This is a genomic window from Streptomyces sp. NPDC042100 (genome assembly GCF_055582325.1).
In genome coordinates this window covers 265,994-283,302 of sequence record NZ_JBVJDK010000009.1, presented here as the reverse complement: position 1 = coordinate 283,302, position 17,309 = coordinate 265,994, and the positions used below count along the sequence as shown (strand labels likewise).

Genomic DNA, 17,309 nt, shown 5'->3' with positions numbered 1-17,309 from the left:
CTAGCCGGCCTTCCGCAGCTCGACCTTCGGCCGCGCCGCCGCCACCTCGCCGAGCGCCGTCACGGTCGCCGTGTCCTCCCACCACCGCACGGGGCGGTCGATGGGGTCGATCGGCATGACGGACTTGAACATGTCGTTCTCGAGGTTGGCGAGCTCCGCGTCGTACGGCCTGCCGGTCGCCTTGAAGGCCCGCTGGATGCGGACCCGGCGGCGCTCGATCAGCTCGGCGTTCCGCTCGAAGGTGGAGGCCGGCTGGAGCAGGAAGTAGGTCTGCGGGCTGCCGAAGTTGAAGCGCGGCGAGTGCTCGGGGTAGCAGGGCGCGAAGGAGACGACGAAGAAGCGCTCGCCGCCGATCATCGCGTACCAGGTCTCGTCCGGCTCGGGGTCGTCCTGGATGTAGACGGACGGGTACAGCTCGCACAGCGCCTCGAAGAAACGGCGGGTGAGCCGGGTCAGCGCGGGCAGGGTGGCGCCCAGCTGCGGGTCCTCGAAGGTGAGGAGCATCCCGTCGAGCTCGCGCTCGCGGGCCGAGGCGAAGAACTCCTCGATGGTGGCGCGGTGCTCGCGCAGTCCGGCCTCGATGTCGGTGCCGGTGACGCTGACCGGGGTGCCCATGCGGGAGGGCTTGGCGAAGGGGCAGTGGGTCGTCTGGACGATCCGGTCGAAACTCATGCTGACCTCACAGCTTCACTTTCCGATGCGGTGGCGGGGGCGGAGGCGCGGCAGCCCAGGACGTAGAACCACCAGCCGAGGACGACCAGGACGATCAGCGCGGCGAACATCGCGGCCGGGGAGGCGTGGACGAGGAGGAAACCGCAGATGATCGGGCCGATGGCGACCCCGACGTGGACGAGGTTCTGGGCCCCGAAGTAGCTGCCGCGGAGGTTCGCGGGGGCGATGTTGTCGATGAACATGTATTCGGCGGGGACCACGATGACCTCGCCGATCGTGAAGACCACGATGGCGGCGACGATGATCCACACGTCGGTGGAGAGGGCCATGCCGACCAGGCCGAGGACGAAGGCCCCGGTGCCCCAGGTGAGCCAGCGCAGCAGGGTCTTCTCCTTGAGCCGGCTGCCGATGACGTACTGGGTGGAGATCACGACGACCGCGTTGGCGGCCGAGATGTAGGCGACGAGCTGGTAGGCGGTGTCGCGGGACTCGACCAGGACCAGGTACTGCGACATGTAGGTCAGCAGCGGCCCGTAGACCACGATGCTGAGGATGCCGCCGAGGGTGAAGAGGCCGAGCCGGCGGTCGGCCCGCATGACCCGCAGCACCTCGCGGAAGTTCATCGACTCGTCGTCGGAGGCGGCGGACTCGGCGCCCTCCGCGGCGGCCTTCGCCTCGGCCGGGCCGGCCGTGAACAGCCTGCGGAAGATCACCAGCGGCAGGAGGGCGGCGAAGATGACACCGGCCGCGAGCCAGAACGGGCCGCCCGTGCCGGCCTTGACCGTCCACACGCCCAGGAAGGGTCCGACGGCCGCGCCGATGTTCTGCAGCGAGTAGCGCAGCGAGAACACCTTGGCGCGGTTCTCCGAGGGGAGCAGGTCGGCGAGGAGCGCGTTGGCGGTGACGCTCATCGAGGAGGAGGCCGTGTTGGCGACCAGCAGCACCGCGATGACCAGGACCGGCGAGTCCAGGAAGGGCAGCCCGCCGTAGAGCAGGGTGAGCAGCACATCGAGGACGATCATGAAGTCGACCTTGACGAAGCGGTCGGCGAGGTAGCCGCCGTAGACGCTCACGAAGGTGCCGACCAGCAGGCAGACACCCAGGACGTAGCCGACGTTGGCGCCGTTCATGCCGAGCGAGTCGTTCAGGTAGATCGGCAGATAGGCGAGGATGCCGAAGAAGCTGATCGAGCGCGCCATGGCGCAAAGCAGCATGATCCGGACAGCGGTGGGCAGTTCACGGATCAGCTGGAGGAAATTCTTCATGCCCCAGCCTCTCGCGCGATGGTCTCGATGATCTCGATGAGGGTGTCCTTGACGAAGTCGATCTTCTTCTCGTCGAAGAGATCGGGGTGGTGGCCGAAGAGCAGTTCCAGCCGCTCCCCGGGGATCACGGTGATGCCGAGCGGGTAGTGCGAGACGCCCTTGGCACCGTCGGTGCGCTCGGTGGCGCGCAGCCCGCCGAGGTCGGCGGCGCCGTCCTCCGTGTCGGGGTAGTTCTGGAACACGTAGTAGGAGTCGAAGAGTTCGCCCGTACCCGCGAGCCGCTGGATCTCGGTGAGGCCCAGGTGGCGGTGGGGGAAGACGTCGAGCTGGGCGGACTGCACCCGGGTGAGGACCGTGCGCAGCGGCTCCCCGGCGGCGGCGCGGACGCGCAGCGGCACGGTGTTGATGAGCAGTCCGACGACCGACTCGATCCCCTCGATCTCGGCGGGCCGCTCGGAGACGGTGGTGCCGAAGACGACGTCGTCGGTGCCGGTGAGCCGGCCGAGGAGCAGCCCCCAGGCCGTCTGCACGGCCGTGTTGAGGGTGATCCCCAGGCGGGCGCAGGCCCGCTCCAGCTCCCGGGTCAGCTCCGCCGGGAGGACGGCGCCGGTCGTCCGGGGCAGCACGTGCGGGGCGAGCCCCGGGGTGCCGACCCTGGTCGGACCGGCCAGCCCGTCCAGGTAGCCGCCCCAGGCGGTGACGGCCGCCGCCGCGTCCTGCCCGGCCAGCCAGGCCAGATAGGAGCGGTACGGGACGGCCGGCGGCAGCGCCTCGCCCCGGCCCGCGTACAGCTCGAACAGGTCGTGCCAGACCACCGGCATCGACCAGCCGTCGAGCAGGATGTGGTGGTCGGCGACGAGGAGTTCGTGCCGGGTGGCGGCGTAGCGGATCAGGCTGAAGCGGAGCATCGGGCCGTGCGCCAGGTCGAAGCGCGTCCGCGCGTCCTCGGCGACGATCCGGTCCCGCTCGGCCTGCTGCTCGGCGGGCGGCAGCCCGGTCAGGTCGTGCAGCGCCCAGGGCACCTCGACCGTCGAGCGGACCACCTGCACCGGCTGCTCCATGCCTCGGACGGCGAAGGCGGCGCGCAGGTTGGCGTGGCGCATCAGCAGCCCGTGGGCGGCTTCGCGCAGCCGCTCCGCGTCGAGCGGGCCGGTCAGGTCGAAGACGGTCTGCCCCTGGTAGGGGTCGTCGTCGTGCTCGGGGTCGGCCGAGGCGCTGACGTGGAGCAGCAGGCCCTGCTGGAGCGGGGCGAGCGGCAGCACGTCGGCGAGGCCCGGGTAGCTCCGCTCCAGTTCGGTGAGTGTGGACTGCTTGAGCGGCAGCAGGGTGATGTCGGAGGGGGTGAGCCCGCCGAGCTCCGGGTGCGCGGTCAGCGTCCCGAGCGCCGCGAGGAGCTGTTCGAAGCGCTCGGCGAGGGCGGCGGTCTCCGCCTCGTCGAACAGTCCGGTGTCCCAGCTCCAGCGCAGCCCGGCGGCGCCGCCGTCGGTCCGCAGCTCGACCACGAGGGCGTACGGGGCCTCCTCCGTCGCCGCCGCGTCCGAGCCGTACCGGAAGGCGACCCGCGAGGGCCCGAAGTCCGCCTCACCCGAAGCGAGTTCGGCGTAGTTGCGGCCCTCGGCGGGGGTCGCCCGGACCTGCTCCTTGACGCGCTTGAGGGCGCGGGCGAGGCCCCTCGGGTCGGTCAGCGCCCGGTCGATGCCGGCCAGCCCGGGGACCAGCCTGACCGGGTACGGGGCGGGGGCCGCCGCCGTCGCCAGGTCCACCCGCAGCGCCGACTGCGCGGCCGGCAGCCTGCGGGCGCGCCACTCGATGAGCGCGGGCGCGAAGGCGGCGAGCGCCAGGTGCTCGGGCGCCGCGTGGAAGAGCCCCGGCAGGGTGCCGGACAGCGCGGCGGCGGCGTCCGCCCCGAGGACGCGCCCGGACTCGGCGCGGGCGCCGGAGGCTTCGCCGTAGGACGGGTCCGGGGTCTCCAGCGTCTTCAGCCAGTGCGGCAGCTCGGTCGCGGCGGCCGCGGCCGGGTCGACCGCTTCGGCGGCCTGCGCGGCGCAGGCGATCAGCGCCTCGACCGTCTGGTGCTGGAAGACGTCGCGCGGGGTGATGACGAAGCCCTCCGCGCGGGCCCTGCTGACGAGCTGGATGGAGCGGATGGAGTCGCCGCCCAGGTCGAAGAACTGGTCGTCGACACCGACCGTCTCCAGGCCGAGGACCTCCGCGAACAGCCGGGCCAGGGTGATCTCCCGCTCGGTGCGCGGCGGCCGGACGGCCCGCGAGGTGAAGTCGGGCGCGGGCAGCTTCCGGGTGTCGAGCTTGCCGTTCGGGGTGAGCGGCAGCCGGTCGAGGAGGACGACGGCGGCGGGCACCATGTGCTCGGGGAGCTGCCGGGCGGCGTGCCGGCGGACCTCCAGGGCCAGCTTGCGGGTGTGCTCCTCGGCGCGCGGGTCGTTGCCGTGGGCGTACAGGCTCCGGCCCTCGGCGGGCGTGTGCCGGAAGACGTCGGTGAGCCAGGGCGCGGCGGCCCGGTCCGGGCCGAGCAGGACCGCGTCGAACAGGTCCCCGTCGGGGGTGTCGGTCCAGGTCAGCCGGGCCGTGTAGCCGAGCTCGGCGGCCAGCGCGTGCAGGGCCTCCGGGTCGGTGCCGGGGCGCTCGGCCGGGACCAGGGTCCGGACGGGGGCGGTGCCGCCGTCCCGTACCCGGCGGGCGGTGAGCACCTCGGCGGCGACCCGCCGGTTGGGGATGCCGGTGACCCGCAGCAGCCCGGGGCGGGTGTCCGCGAGGTGCGCCCGCAGGGCCTCGGGGCCATCCCAGGCGAGCTCGGCGGCGTCCGCGACGGAGACCAGGTCGGCGCCGCTCTTGTGCAGCACGACCTCGTAGCGGAAGTCGGTCAGCTCATTGCTCCGGTGGGCGCGCTTGAGCTGGACGTCGACACCGGCGACCTCGGGGACGGCCTCGCCGATCCGGCTGAAGAAGGCCGGGTCGAGGAGGAGTTCGCTCTCCAGGGCCATCGTGTGCTCGACCAGCTCGCGGACCACGCCGGCCTGCTCGTCGGCGTGCGCCCCGTCGTGCAGGGCGATCGCGGTGAGGAAGGGGTGGAGCAGCCCGAGGTGGCGGATGTCGCCGAGGAAGATCCGGCCGCCGGGCTCCAGGAGCGCCATGGCCTGCCGGATCACGTCGATCAGGTAGGGGACGCTCGGGAAGTACTGGGCGACGGAGTTGATGACGACGGTGTCGTAGGTGTGGCCCGCGAGGTCGCCGATCTCGTGTCCGGCGAGGCTGCGCAGCATGACCTTGTCGCGCAGCTCCCCGGAGGCGGCGGCCCGGTTGCCGAGGGTCTGGATCAGCGAGGGCGAGAAGTCGACGCCGGTGTAGTGGTCGACGTGCGGGGCGACCTTCCACAGGATGAGGCCGGAGCCGACGCCGACCTCCAGGACCCGGCGGGGCTTCAGGTCGAGGATGCGGGTGATCGTGGCGTCCTGCCACTCGCGCATCTCGTCGAGCGGGATGGGCCGGTTGTCGTAGCTGCTGTTCCAGCCGGTGAAGTCCTGCTCGACCCCCAGGTCCTCCTGCTCGCTGTAGCCCTGCTCGTGGATCTCCTGCCACTTGTCGACGTGCGCGATGTCCTCGGCGAGGTCGTGCGCCCGCTCCTCGCCGCTCCTCGGCACGACGTAGCCGACGAGCTGCTTGTGGTCGGGGGTGTCCTCGCGGACCACGACGACGGACTGGGCGACGCCGTCGTGGGTGTCGAGGACGGCCTCGATCTCGCCGAGCTCGATCCGCATCCCGCGGATCTTGACCTGGTCGTCGGCGCGCCCGACGAAGTCCACGACCCCCTCGCCGGAGGGCAGGGTGCGCCACTTGGCGAGGTCGCCGGTGCGGTACATCCGGCCGCCGGGCTCGCCGTACGGGCAGGCCACGAAGCGCTCGGCGGTGAGCCCGGGGCGGTTGAGGTAGCCGCGGGCCAGGCCGTGGCCCGCGATGTACAGCTCGCCGACGACACCGGGCGGCACCGGCCGCAGCGCCGCGTCGAGCACGTACACCCGGGTGTTGCGCAGCGGGCGGCCGACCGGCACCGAGTCCGCCTCGAAGGCGCTCCCGGCGTCGCCGACCTTCCAGTACAGGGTGTCGACGGTCGCCTCGGTCGGACCGTACGCGTTGATCATGGTCCGGCCGCGCGACCAGGTCGCCGCGAGTCCGGGCGGGCAGGCCTCGCCGGCCACCATGATGTTCCGTACGTCGGCCAGCGCGTCCTCGGCCATCGAGCCGAGGATCGTCGGCGAGAAGGTGATGTGCGTCGGGCGGTGGCGGGCGGTCAGCGCGCGCTGCCGGTCCGGCGACAGCAGCTCCTCCGGCGAGGTCAGGATGACGGCCGCGCCCGAGAGCAGGGTGCAGCACATCTCGCAGAAGGTCGGGTCGAAGTTGATCGACGAGAACTGCAGGAAGCGGGAGTCCGCGTCGAGGCCGAAGCGCTCGATATAGCTGCGGGCCAGGTTGGGGATGCCCCGGTGGGTGACGGCGACGCCCTTGGGGCGGCCGGTCGAACCCGAGGTGTAGATGACGTACGCCAGGTCGCCGGTGCGCAGCGGGGCGCGGCGGTCGGCGTCGGTGGGCGCGTGCTCGGGCCGCGCGTCGAGCTCCGCCCGGGCGGCCGGGTCGTCGAGTTCGAGCCGGAGCACGTCCCGGGCCTCGGCGGGCAGCTTGGCGAGGACGTCGCCGGTGGTGATCAGCACCCGGGGCCGGGTGTCCTCGACCATGAACGCCAGGCGGTCCGGCGGGTAGTCGGGGTCGAGCGGCAGGTAGACGCCGCCCGCCTTGAGGATGCCGAGCAGGCTCGCCAGCAGGTCGGGCGAGCGGCGCAGCGACAGGCCCACGACGTCGTCGCGGCCGACCCCGTGGCCGATCAGCCAGTGGGCGACCCGGTTGGCGCGCCGGTCGAGCTCCGCGTAGCTGAGCTCGGTGTCCTCGTGGACGAGGGCGAGCGCGTCGGGGGTCCGGGCGACCTGCGCCTCGAAGAGGGCGGGGAAGGCGGTGTCGGGCAGGTCGAGCGCGGTCGCGTTCCAGGTGTCGAGGACCTCGGTCCGCTCGCCGCCGTCGAGCAGGTCGATGGAGTCGAGGGTGCGGTCCGGGTCGGCGACGACCAGGTCGAGGACGCGCAGCAGGTAGCGGGCGAAGCGCTCGACGGTGGCCCGGTCGAAGAGGTCGGTGGCGTACTCGATCTCGCCACGCAGCCCGTCCGGGCGGCCGGCCCGGTCGAAGCGCTCGGTGAGCTCCACCGTCAGGTCGAACTTCGCGGTCCGGGTCGGCACCGTCTCGTGGACGGCGTCCAGGCCGGGCAGCCGCCACTCGGGCGCCACGTTGTTCTGGAGCACCAGCATCACCTGGAACAGCGGGTGGTGGCTGGTGGTGCGGGCCGGGTTGAGGACCTCCACCAGGTACTCGAAGGGCAGGTCCTGGTGGTCGTAGGCGGCCAGGTTGGACGCGTTCACGCGGGCCAGCAGCTCGGTGAAGGCCGGGTCGCCGGAGGTGTCGGTGCGCAGCACCAGCGTGTTGACGAAGAAGCCGACGAGCTCGTCGAGCGCGCTGTCGGAGCGGCCCGCGAGCGGCGAGCCGAGCGGGATGTCGGTGCCCGCGCCGAGCTTGCTCAGCATCGTGGCGGTGGCGGCCTGGAGCACCATGAAGAGGCTGGCCCGCTCGCGCTGGGCCAGCGCCTGGAGCCGCTCGGTCAGCTCGGCGCCGACCTCGAAGGGCACGACGTCGCCGCGGAAGGTGGCGAGCGCGGGGCGCGGCCGGTCGGTGGGCAGGTCGAGCAGCTCGGGCGCGCCGGCGAGGCGTTCGCGCCAGTAGCCGAGCTGCCGGGACATCGCCGAGTCCGGGTCGTCGGTGGAGCCGAGCAGCTCGCGCTGCCACAGCGTGTAGTCGGCGTACTGGACGGCCGGCGGCGCCGTGTCGGGCTCGGTGCCGCGCCGGGCCGCCTCGTACGCCGCGCACAGGTCCTCGACCAGCGGGGCGAGCGACCAGCCGTCGGAGGCGATGTGGTGGATGCAGAGCAGCAGGATGTGCGCGTCGGGGCCGGTGCGGAACAGGTCGACGCGGGTCGGGATCTCCGCCGACAGGTCGAAGAGGTAGCCGGCGGCCTGGTCGACGGCGGCCTGCGCCCGCGCCTCGGGGACCTCGTGGAAGGTGATCTCCACGCGGGCCTCGGCGGCCGGCACCACGATCTGTTCGGCGCCCTCGGGGCCCTCGCCGAAGTGGGTGCGCAGGCTCTCGTGCCGGGTGACCAGGTGGTCCACGGCCTTCTGGAGCGCGGCGGTGTCGAGTGCGCCGGTGAGGCGGACCGCGATCGGCAGGTTGTAGGTGGTGCTGGGGCCTTCCAGGCGGTGCAGGAACCACAGCCGGCCCTGCGCGTACGAGACGGGCAGGTGCGCGCCGCGCTCCCGCCGGGCGGGCGCGGGGCGGGCCGGGGCGCCCGCGTCGAGGCGGAGCGCGAGGGCGGCGGGGGTGCGCTCCTCGAAGACGGTGCGGAGGGGGAGTTCGACGCCGAGTTCGGCGCGGACCCGGGCGACCAGGCGGGTGGCGAGCAGCGAGTTGCCGCCGAGGTCGAGGAAGGCGTCGTCGGCGCCGACCCGGTCCACCCGCAGCACCTCGGCGAAGAGCGCGGCGAGCGCCTTCTCGCCGTCGGTGGCGGGCGCCCGGTAGGCGGCGGTGCCGAACTCCAGCGGCGGCAGGGCCTTGCGGTCGACCTTGCCGGCCGGGGTGAGCGGGAAGCGGTCCAGGACGGCGACGCCGGCCGGGACCATGTGCGCGGGCAGCCAGGCGGCGAGCGCGGTGCGCAGCGCGGCCGGCTCGGGGGTGTGCCCGGCGGCGGGCACCACGTAGCCGGCGAGGTGGGTGGAGCCGGGGCCGCCGTCCTCGCGGACCACGACCCGGGCCTGGGCGACCTCGGGGAGGCGGCGCAGGGCCTCCTCGATCTCGCCGAGTTCGATGCGGTAGCCGCGGATCTTGACCTGCTCGTCGACGCGGCCGAGGAAGTCGAGGGCGCCGTCGGGGCGGCGGCGCACGACGTCGCCGGTGCGGTACATCCGGGCGCCGGGGGTGTCGCCGAAGGGGCAGGCGACGAAGCGCTCGGCGGTCAGGGCGGGGCGCCCGTGGTAGCCGCGGGCCAGGCCGTCGCCGGACAGGTAGAGCTCGCCGGGCTCGCCGTCGGCGACCGGGCGCAGCCGCTCGTCCAGGACATGGACGCCGGTGTTCCACATCGGCGTGCCGATGGTGACGGGCTCGCCCGCGCGGACCGGGGCGACCAGCGACCAGATGGTCGTCTCGGTCGGGCCGTACAGGTTCCACACCTCGGCGTGCCCGTCGGCCGCGAGGAAGTCGGCGAGGTCCTGCGGCAGCGCCTCGCCGCCGCACAGCAGGCGGATGCCGGCCGGGAGTTCGGCCGGGGACCAGCCCGCCTCGCGCAGCAGCTGCCACAGCGCCGGGGTGCCCTGGACCAGGGTCGGCCGGGCCTCGGCGAGGCGGCGGCGCAGCGCGGCGCCGTCGACGGCGGTCTCGCGGGGCACCAGGTGCAGGGTGGCCCCGTTGACCAGCGGCAGGTAGAGCTCCAGGCCCGCGATGTCGAAGGAGATCGGGGTGGTCGACAGGATCGTGTCGGCCTCGCCGACGCCGTACCGGTCGGTCATGAAGGCGAGGAAGTTCGCCAGCGAGCGGTGGGTGACCACGACGCCCTTGGGGCGGCCGGTGGAACCCGAGGTGTAGATCGTGTACGCGCCCTGGGCGGGCCCGGTGGAGCGGCCCCGGGGGTCGCTCTCCGGCGCGGCGGCCTCCTCGCCCGGGTAGAGGCGCGCGGTGCCCTCGGGCAGCGCGCCGAGGCCCGGCTCGACGGCCGGGGTGGTGATGAGGGCGCGGGGGCGGGCGTCGGCCGTCATGTAGGCGAGGCGCTCGCCCGGGTAGCCCGGGTCGAGCGGCAGGTACATCGCCCCGGCCTTGAGGGTGCCGAGGAGGGCGGCGACCAGCTCCGGGGAGGACGGCAGGGCGACGGCGACGGTGTCGCCGGGACCGATGCCGAGGCCGCCGAGGCGGTGCGCGATCCGGTTGGCGCGGGCGTTGAGCTGCGCGTACGTGAGCTCGGTGGTGCCGTCGGTGAGGGCGACCGCGTCCGGGACGCGGGCGGCCGTCGCCTCGAAGCGGCCGACGAGGCCGTCGGCCCAGGGGGCCGCGGCGTCCGCGGAGTGCTCCAGCTGTGCGGTCATGAGTGCAGGTCCCGTCCGGTGGTCGCGGCCGGCGCGAGGGCCGTCCAGTGCTCCTCGACGTACTCCAGGCACGCCGTGCGCGTCCCGGGTCCGAAGGCGGCCGTCCAGCCGGCCGGCACCTCGGCGACGTCGGGCCACAGGGAGTGCTCGCCCGCGGTGTTGGTCAGGACGCGGTAGACGCCCCGCTCGTTCTCGAACGGGTTGGTCGCCTCGTCCGTCCGCTGTGCCTCGCCCATGTCCTCAGCCCTCGCCCACGAAGTCGTCGATGCGCGCGGCGATCTCGACCGCGTCGGTCATGCACAGCTTCACGCCGTACGAGTCGGAGTCCATGACCTCGGCGGTCAGCTCCCCGGTGATCGCCTCGCGCCACAGCCCGAAGGTCTCGTTGTCCTTGGCGAGCAGCATCAGCGCGTCCACGTCCTGCGGCTCGGGACGGTAGGTCTCCAGGGCCCGCGCGGTGGTGCGGAAGGCGCGGTAGACCCGCTCGGCGAAGTCGGTGGCGCCGCCGCCGGCCGCCGCCGCCTCGGCGCCGAACAGCACCTCGGCCACCTCGGCGTACACCCGGTCGTGCTCGGCGTCGGCCGGGTCCAGGCTCGCGTGCTCGATGTGCGGGGCGATCAGCCGCAGCATGTCGTAGCGGTACTCGACCAGCCGGGCCTGCTCCGTGCCGGGCTCCTCGGCGCCGGTGCGGGAGCCGTCCAGGTAGCCGTCGACGATCACCAGCTTCTGGAGGCCCAGGCCGCGCTCCTCCGCGATGCGGGCGAGCTCGTAGCCGATGACGCCGCCCGCGCAGGCGCCGACAAGGTGGAAGTCGTCCTCGCCGAACTCGTCCTCGATCAGGTCCGCGTACTGCTCGGCGATCTCCCGCATGTCGTCGGCGACGGCGACGTCGCTGATGTGCGGGGACTGGATGCCGTAGCAGGCGCGGTCGGAGCCGAGCAGCCGCACCAGGTGCCCGTAGCCGTCGACCAGGCCGATGCCGGGGTGGATGAAGACCAGCGGGGTGCGGGAGCCCTGGTTGCTCATCCGGATCACGGACCGCTCGGTCGGGGCGGCCTGGAGCAGCGCCTTGTTGGCGCACAGCTTGCGGAGGGTGCGGTGGCGCAGCAGGTCGCCCATGTTGAGCGACCAGCCGAGCCGCTGGTTGATCTGCTCGATGGTGACCAGGGCCAGCAGGGAGTCGCCCCCGGTCGCGAAGAAGTCGTCGTCGAGCCCGACGGACTCCCGGTCCAGCGTGGTCTTCCAGATCTCGACGAGGGTCTGTTCCACCAGGCTCCGACCCGGCGTGACCTCGGACTCCTCGATGGCTGTCTGCCGAGCACTCACAGCGGAACTCTCACTTTCGTCACGAAGAAGGGGGTACGGCAGGGGACTACGCCCAGCCGCCGGTGAAGGGGATGACGTCGCCGGTCAGGAAGTCGGCGGAGCCGCTGGTCAGGAAGACCACCAGGTCGCCGATCTCGCGGGCGGTGCCGAGCCGGCCGGCCGGCAGCAGGCCGCGGAGCCTGGCCCGGCCCTCGTCGGTCGCCCACGCCTCCGGCGGGTAGTAGGTCTCGCTCTCCAGGAAGTTGGGGGCGATCGCGTGCACGACCACGCCGTGCGGGGCGAGTTCGCGGGCCGCGGCCTGCGCGTAGACGGAGGCCGCGGCGCGCAGCGAGCTGTAGACGGCGAAGCCGGGCTCGGGGCGGACCGGGGCGGCCGAGGTGAGGACCACGATGTGGCCGCTCCCCCGCCGCCGCATGTGCGCGGCGGCCTTGCCGAGGACGGCCGCCGGGGTGACGACCAGCGCCTCGGCGGCCCGCCGGAGCTCGGCCGCGTCGGGCTGGTCGACCGGCTGGTAGCGGGCCGGGTAGACGTCGTTGCTGACCAGCACGTCGAGCCGGCCGAAGCGCTTGACGGCCTGCCCGACGGCCCCGGCCGGGGTCTTCGCGTCACTCGCGAAGGCCCCGTCCCGGCCGTCCTCGAAGGCGGCGCGGGCCGCCTCGTCGAGGAAGTCGTCGTCCTGGCAGAACACCGTGTACCCGGCCTTGCGCAGCGCCTCGACCGCGCCGGGCCCGGCGTAGCGCGTCGCCTGCGTGACCAGGGCGACGCGCTCCGCCGGGGCGGCGCCGCGGGAGCCGGACGCACCGGCGGCGGAAGGGGTGTCCGCGCTCACGCGGCACCGCCGATGAACTCCCGCAGCATCGTGTAGACCTCGGGGTCCGGGATCAGGATGTCGTGGTGGGTGCCCGACTCCCGCTCCTCGACCCGGGCCTCGCCCCGCGTCAGCCCGCCGAAGTGGCGGGCCGTTTCGGGGTGGGTCATCCGGTCCGTGCTGCTCGTGGCGATGAGCACCCGCTGGGTGATCGCCCGCGCCGCCTCGTTCGCGTCGTACGCCATGAGGGCGTAGTTCTGCTTCGCGTACCGGTGGAACAGCTCCACGTCCCCGTACGGGTAGAGGATGAACGGCGCCAGCCGGGGCTCCACGCCGAACAGCATGTTGGGGTCGAGGAAGAGGTTCAGCGTGCTCCGGGCCTTGTCGGCCCCGGCGGCGGCCGTGGCGAGCACGCTCTGGAACTGCTTCTGGAACGGGGTCCGGGTGACGCCCGCGCCGAAGTTCAGGTCGGGGTGGAGCACCGTGAGGGTCTCCACCCGGTCGCCGAACTCCGCCGCCGCGGCCACGCCGACCGGCGCCCCGCCGCAGATCCCGACGAGGTGGGCGCGAGTGATGCCGTACGCCGTGAGGAGCGCGCCCATCAGGGCGGTCTCCTCGGCGAAGTCGCCCGCCGGGGTGTCGAGTCCGCGCCAGTCGCCGAAGAGGTACGGGTTCTCGTACGTGACGACCAGCCGGCCGTCCGGGCCCGAGGACAGCTCCTCCAGCCAGGGCCGGAACAGCGTCGCCGGCACGCCGGAGGGCAGGATCAGGACGATCGCCTCCCCCCTTGAAGCGTCCGCCGGTCCCGCCGAGAAGGCCTCGAAGGGCGGCACGCCCGGCGCCTCGACCAGGCGCCGGCCCGGGAGGGCGGCGAGCCCGGACGGGCCCGCCGCGAGGTCCTCCGGGGTCCCCGAGCTCTCGGCGACGGGACGCCAGCTGCCCAGCTCCAGGTCGACATAGGTGCTGAGGGCGACCTCCAGGGCGGACGGCTGCTGGGGGGCGGTCGCCTCGAACCAGGGGACGACCAGGCCGTACGCGTCGCCGACGGCGGCCAGGACCTCGTTGCAGCGGGCCGCCTCGGCCGCGGAGTACTCCTCCGCGGCCCGCTCGCCGGCCGGGAAGACGCGCAGGGTCTTCGAGGAGGCGGCGAGCAGCGGCTGGCACAGTTCGAGGACCTCGACCACGCTCAGGGTCTTGGTGGTCATGTCAGAACTTCTTCCCCCGGGTGGTCTCCGTGACCATGCGGTTGGCGGCGTTGTTGTTCTCGCCGCTGACCAGGACGGAGCCGTAGCGGTCCAGGCTGATGCGGCCGCCGTACTCCTCGATGTGCTCGCTGTCCGGGTAGACCGTGACGGTGGAGGGCACGTAGCGGGAGGCGAAGCCCATGCGCATCTCGTTGGTCTTGCCCTCGTGCGGGTGCGAGGCGTGCATCAGCGTCGACCAGAAGATGATGAACTGGCCCGGCCGCATGACCTGCGAGACCGCCGCGTCCTCGTCCGGCGTCCAGTTCGGGTCCTTCTGGAGCTGGCGGTAGTCGTAGCCGAAGAAGCCCCGGCGGACGCCGTCCTTGTCGACCGAGTTGATCGAGTTGGGGTCGTAGTGCATCCGCTTGGTCTCGTCGTAGTTCATCGACTCGTGGGTGCCGGGGATGAACTGCAGGCAGCCGTTCTCGACCGCGGCCTCGGTGAAGGCCGACCAGACGGTGATGGTGCCGCCGAAGTCGGAGTTGTCCGGCCACAGGATCTGCGGGGTGCCCGAGGCGTTGGCGAAGGTGTCCGCCTGGTGCCAGTCGGTGCCCTCGTCGCCCGGGTGCTTCGGGAAGAACTCGGTGCGCCAGCAGATGACGTCCGGGCCCAGGATCGAGTTGACCCGGTCGACGATCTCGGCGCGCCCGATGTGGGAGGCGAGGAAGTCGTTGTCGAGGTGGCGGTCGTAGTTGGAGATGTTGGTGGCGCCGGCCAGCGCGTCGTCCGGGTAGACGGCGTCGCTGCGGTCCAGCAGCTGCAGGCGCGTCTTGCGCCACTGCGCCTTCATCTCCTCCGGCGTGTAGAGCGTGAACGGGCCGATGAAGCCCTGCCGGTGGAACTGCTCGATCTCCTCGGGGGAGAGCGCGAAGGACTTCCGGGCCTCGGCGGCTTCGGTGGTCTCGGTGGCTTCGGTGGTCATGTCCGTGTCTCCTAGCGGGAGGTGAGGGCGAGCTGGTTCTGGACGGCGGCGGCGAGGGCGGCGATGTTCGCGCCCTCGGCGAGCGTCCCGACGTTGAGGCTGAGCCCGTAGCGGTCGTTGACGACGCTGAGCATGTGGATCAGGGAGAACGAGGTGCCGCCGAGGTCGAAGAACTCGTCGGTGTCCGCGAGGGAGGCCGCGTCCGCGCCGAGCACCTCGGCCCAGACGCCGCGCAGCACGTCGGCCACGGAGTCGCCGGCCGCGCTCCGCTCCCGGGCGCCGGCCGCCGCCTCGGCGAGCTGCGTCTCCAGGCGCTTGCGCAGCACGCCCTCGTCGAGCTTGCCGTTGACGGTGACCGGGAGCTCGTCGATCGCGAGGTACGTGGAGGGCGCCATGTACGCGGGGAGCGCGGCCGACACGGCCTCCTTCAGCTCCGCCACGAGGGCCTCCGCGTCGGTGCCGGCCTCGACGACCGGGTAGGCCACCAGGCGCGGGTCGCCGGAGCCGAAGTCGGCGACGAGGACGACCGCGTCGCGGACGGCGGGGTGCTGCTGGAGCACGGCCTCGATCTCGCCCGGCTCGACGCGGTAGCCGCGGACCTTGACCTGGCGGTCGGCCCGGCCGGCGTACGCGAACTGGCCGAAGGCGACCTGGACGCCGCGGTCGCCGGAGTCGTACCAGCGCTCGGTGGAGCCGTCGGCCAGGGTCCGCTCGACGAAGCGGGCGGCGGTCAGCTCGGGGTGGCCCAGGTAGCCGCGGGCGACACCGGCGCCGGCCACGTGCAGCCCGCCCTCGGTGCCGATCGGGAGCTCGGCGCCGTCCTCGTCGAGGACGGCGAGCCGCAGGTCGCCGATGGGCTTGCCGATGAGGCTGTCGCCCTCGCCGTTCAGGTCGGCCTCGGCGATGATCTTCCAGGTGACGTGCACCGTGGTCTCGGTGATGCCGTACATGTTGACGAGCGCGGGCGTCTCGACGCCGTGGCGCGCCACCCAGGGCTTCAGCGAGCGGTAGTCCAGCTTCTCGCCGCCGAAGATGACGTACCGCAGGTCGAGCGGCTGCCCCTCGTCGACGTTGATCAGGTTCCGGAACGCGGACGGGGTCTGGTTGAGCACGGTGACGCGCTCGCGGCGCAGCAGCGCGAGGAAGGCCTGCGGGTCGCGGGCGGTGTCGCGGTCGACGATCACCAGGCGCCCGCCGAAGAACAGCGCGCCCCAGATCTCCCAGACGGAGAAGTCGAAGGCGGTGGAGTGGAAGTTGGTCCACACGTCGGTCTCGTCGAAGGCGAAGACCGGGGCGGTGGCGGTGAAGAGGCGGACCGCGTTGCGGTGCTCGATCTCGACGCCCTTGGGCTCGCCCGTGGAACCCGAGGTGAAGATGACGTACGCGAGGCTCTCCGCGTCCGCCGCCTGGTGCCCGGCCGGGACCTCGGCGCCCTCGGCGGCCTCCGGCAGCGCGTCCACCCGGACCACCTGACGGCCCTCGACGAGGGAGGCGGTGGCGGCGTGGGCGACGACCAGGCCGGAGTCGCAGTGGCCGAGGACGAACTCGCGGCGCTCGGCCGGGTAGGCGGGGTCGACCGGCACGTAACCGGCGCCGGCCTTCAGGATGCCCAGCAGGCCGACGACGAGGTCCGCGCCCCGCTCGACGCAGAGCCCGACCCGCCGGTCCCGCCCCGCACCCGCGGCCCGCAGCGCCCCGGCCAGCCGCTCGGCCCGCTCGTCCAGCTCCCGGTAGGTGAGCCGGGTGCGGCCGTCGGTGACGGCGACGGAATCCGGGAAGCGCGAGGCGGTCCGCTCGAAATTCTCGTGGAGGGTGACACCGGATTTCATTGGACGGAATACCTTTCCCAGAAATGTACGAGGACGAGGACAGGGAGGACGAGGACAGCGGAGAGGAAGGAATGCGGGCGAGGAACGCGACCGACTGATACGGCCGAAGAATGCGACTGAAGGATGCGACCGTCGAGTGCGACCGTTGGGTGCGGCCGGCGAATAGGACCGGAGAATGCGACCGATGAATACGACCGACGAAGAAGACTGAGAAAGAAGACTGAGGAACGCGGATGAAGCAAGAACGCGGGTGAAGAATTCGGCGGGAACGCCCCGGCCTTCTCGAATGTGTCAGGGCGGCGAGGGCCCTACAAGGGATCCGCGGTGGCACCAAGGTGCAGTGGCTGCAAGTGGCCAGAAGCCGCGCGGGCGGCCGGGGCGGGCCGGGAAGGGCCGGGGCGGGCCGGGGCGGGCCGGGGCAGGGACGCCTCGGGGACACGTCGGGGACGCTCCGGGGGTCCGCGAGGACCGCGGGGACCGGCGGAATCAGGTCAGGTACGGCCGAACGGGTAGGCCCCGGCGCCCCCCACACCCCCTACGCCCCCCACGTCCCCGGCGCCACCGGCGTCCTCGACGACGGAGACGACGCCATGGCAGAGCCCGATGTCCCGCCCCTCGCGGGGAACCCGCAGCTCCGCCCGTACCCGACCGCTCGGATGGGGGCGCAGGAGCAGGTGCTGGACGGCGGCGAGGACCCCGGTGCCGGCCTCGGGGGCGGAGCCGGCGGAGACGTAGAGCACCGTCCGGTAGACGTGCTCCACGTGACATCTGGAGACCTGGGGGACCACCCGGGCGAGATCGTCGAGATCGATCCGCGCCTGCCCGAATTCACCGGGCGGGAGGTCGAGATGGATGGCGTACATGGCAGAGAGAATCCCAGCCGCTTACCGGGCTCCGGCCCCAACTCCGGGGCAGCTTGATGCCATGGCAGCAAAGGGCCCACCGATATCCGGTGAGCCCTTTCCGGGGTTCGGACCGTATACGGCGAACGGGAAGCGCG

Annotated in this window: 10 protein-coding genes; all 10 read right to left on the bottom strand. The window is 72.9% G+C overall.

The features are described 5' to 3' along the window. Positions 1-672: a hypothetical protein gene (locus ACZ6J5_RS22130; protein WP_469394006.1), complete on the bottom strand. Its 672-nt coding sequence runs from the start codon at positions 670-672 to the stop codon at positions 1-3. Further along, positions 669-1,937, bottom strand: coding sequence for an MFS transporter (locus tag ACZ6J5_RS22125; protein WP_469394004.1), 1,269 nt, complete (start codon positions 1,935-1,937; stop codon positions 669-671). Before ACZ6J5_RS22125 ends, ACZ6J5_RS22130 begins: the two co-directional genes overlap by 4 nt. Continuing rightward, entirely contained in the window at positions 1,934-10,180 is an 8,247-nt protein-coding gene (locus tag ACZ6J5_RS22120) for an amino acid adenylation domain-containing protein (RefSeq protein ID WP_469394002.1), read from the bottom strand. Before ACZ6J5_RS22120 ends, ACZ6J5_RS22125 begins: the two co-directional genes overlap by 4 nt. Next, complete coding sequence (locus ACZ6J5_RS22115) at positions 10,177-10,416, bottom strand: MbtH family protein (protein ID WP_469394000.1); 240 nt, start codon at positions 10,414-10,416, stop codon at positions 10,177-10,179. The genes ACZ6J5_RS22120 and ACZ6J5_RS22115 overlap by 4 nt, the downstream gene beginning before the upstream one ends. A 4-nt stretch (positions 10,417-10,420) precedes the next feature. Then, the gene (locus ACZ6J5_RS22110; RefSeq protein ID WP_469393998.1) at positions 10,421-11,506 is read right to left on the bottom strand and encodes a thioesterase domain-containing protein; all 1,086 of its coding nucleotides are present in this window, start codon (positions 11,504-11,506) and stop codon (positions 10,421-10,423) included. Between the two features lie 46 nt (positions 11,507-11,552). Continuing rightward, positions 11,553-12,335, bottom strand: a complete 783-nt coding sequence (locus tag ACZ6J5_RS22105) for an SDR family oxidoreductase (protein WP_469393996.1) — start codon at positions 12,333-12,335, stop codon at positions 11,553-11,555. Continuing rightward, positions 12,332-13,519, bottom strand: a complete 1,188-nt coding sequence (locus ACZ6J5_RS22100; protein ID WP_469393994.1) for a hypothetical protein — start codon at positions 13,517-13,519, stop codon at positions 12,332-12,334. The genes ACZ6J5_RS22105 and ACZ6J5_RS22100 overlap by 4 nt, the downstream gene beginning before the upstream one ends. Position 13,520: 1 nt before the next feature. Beyond that, entirely contained in the window at positions 13,521-14,480 is a 960-nt protein-coding gene (locus ACZ6J5_RS22095) for a chlorinating enzyme (protein ID WP_469393992.1), read from the bottom strand. Between the two features lie 11 nt (positions 14,481-14,491). Then, positions 14,492-16,309: an amino acid adenylation domain-containing protein gene (locus tag ACZ6J5_RS22090; RefSeq protein WP_469393990.1), complete on the bottom strand. Its 1,818-nt coding sequence runs from the start codon at positions 16,307-16,309 to the stop codon at positions 14,492-14,494. A gap of 491 nt (positions 16,310-16,800) precedes the next feature. Beyond that, positions 16,801-17,172: a hypothetical protein gene (locus ACZ6J5_RS22085; protein ID WP_469393989.1), complete on the bottom strand. Its 372-nt coding sequence runs from the start codon at positions 17,170-17,172 to the stop codon at positions 16,801-16,803. Between the last annotated feature and the right edge of the window lie 137 nt (positions 17,173-17,309).

Excerpts from the sequence above, each read along its gene's own strand:
- ACZ6J5_RS22130 (WP_469394006.1), bottom strand. The coding sequence starts at position 672 with ATGAGTTTCGACCGGATCGTCCAGACGACCCACTGCCCCTTCGCCAAG.
- ACZ6J5_RS22125 (WP_469394004.1), bottom strand. The coding sequence starts at position 1,937 with ATGAAGAATTTCCTCCAGCTGATCCGTGAACTGCCCACCGCTGTCCGG.
- ACZ6J5_RS22120 (WP_469394002.1), bottom strand. The coding sequence starts at position 10,180 with ATGACCGCACAGCTGGAGCACTCCGCGGACGCCGCGGCCCCCTGGGCC.
- ACZ6J5_RS22115 (WP_469394000.1), bottom strand. The coding sequence starts at position 10,416 with ATGGGCGAGGCACAGCGGACGGACGAGGCGACCAACCCGTTCGAGAAC.
- ACZ6J5_RS22100 (WP_469393994.1), bottom strand. The coding sequence starts at position 13,519 with ATGACCACCAAGACCCTGAGCGTGGTCGAGGTCCTCGAACTGTGCCAG.
- ACZ6J5_RS22095 (WP_469393992.1), bottom strand. The coding sequence starts at position 14,480 with ATGACCACCGAAGCCACCGAGACCACCGAAGCCGCCGAGGCCCGGAAG.
- ACZ6J5_RS22090 (WP_469393990.1), bottom strand. The coding sequence starts at position 16,309 with ATGAAATCCGGTGTCACCCTCCACGAGAATTTCGAGCGGACCGCCTCG.
- ACZ6J5_RS22085 (WP_469393989.1), bottom strand. The coding sequence starts at position 17,172 with ATGTACGCCATCCATCTCGACCTCCCGCCCGGTGAATTCGGGCAGGCG.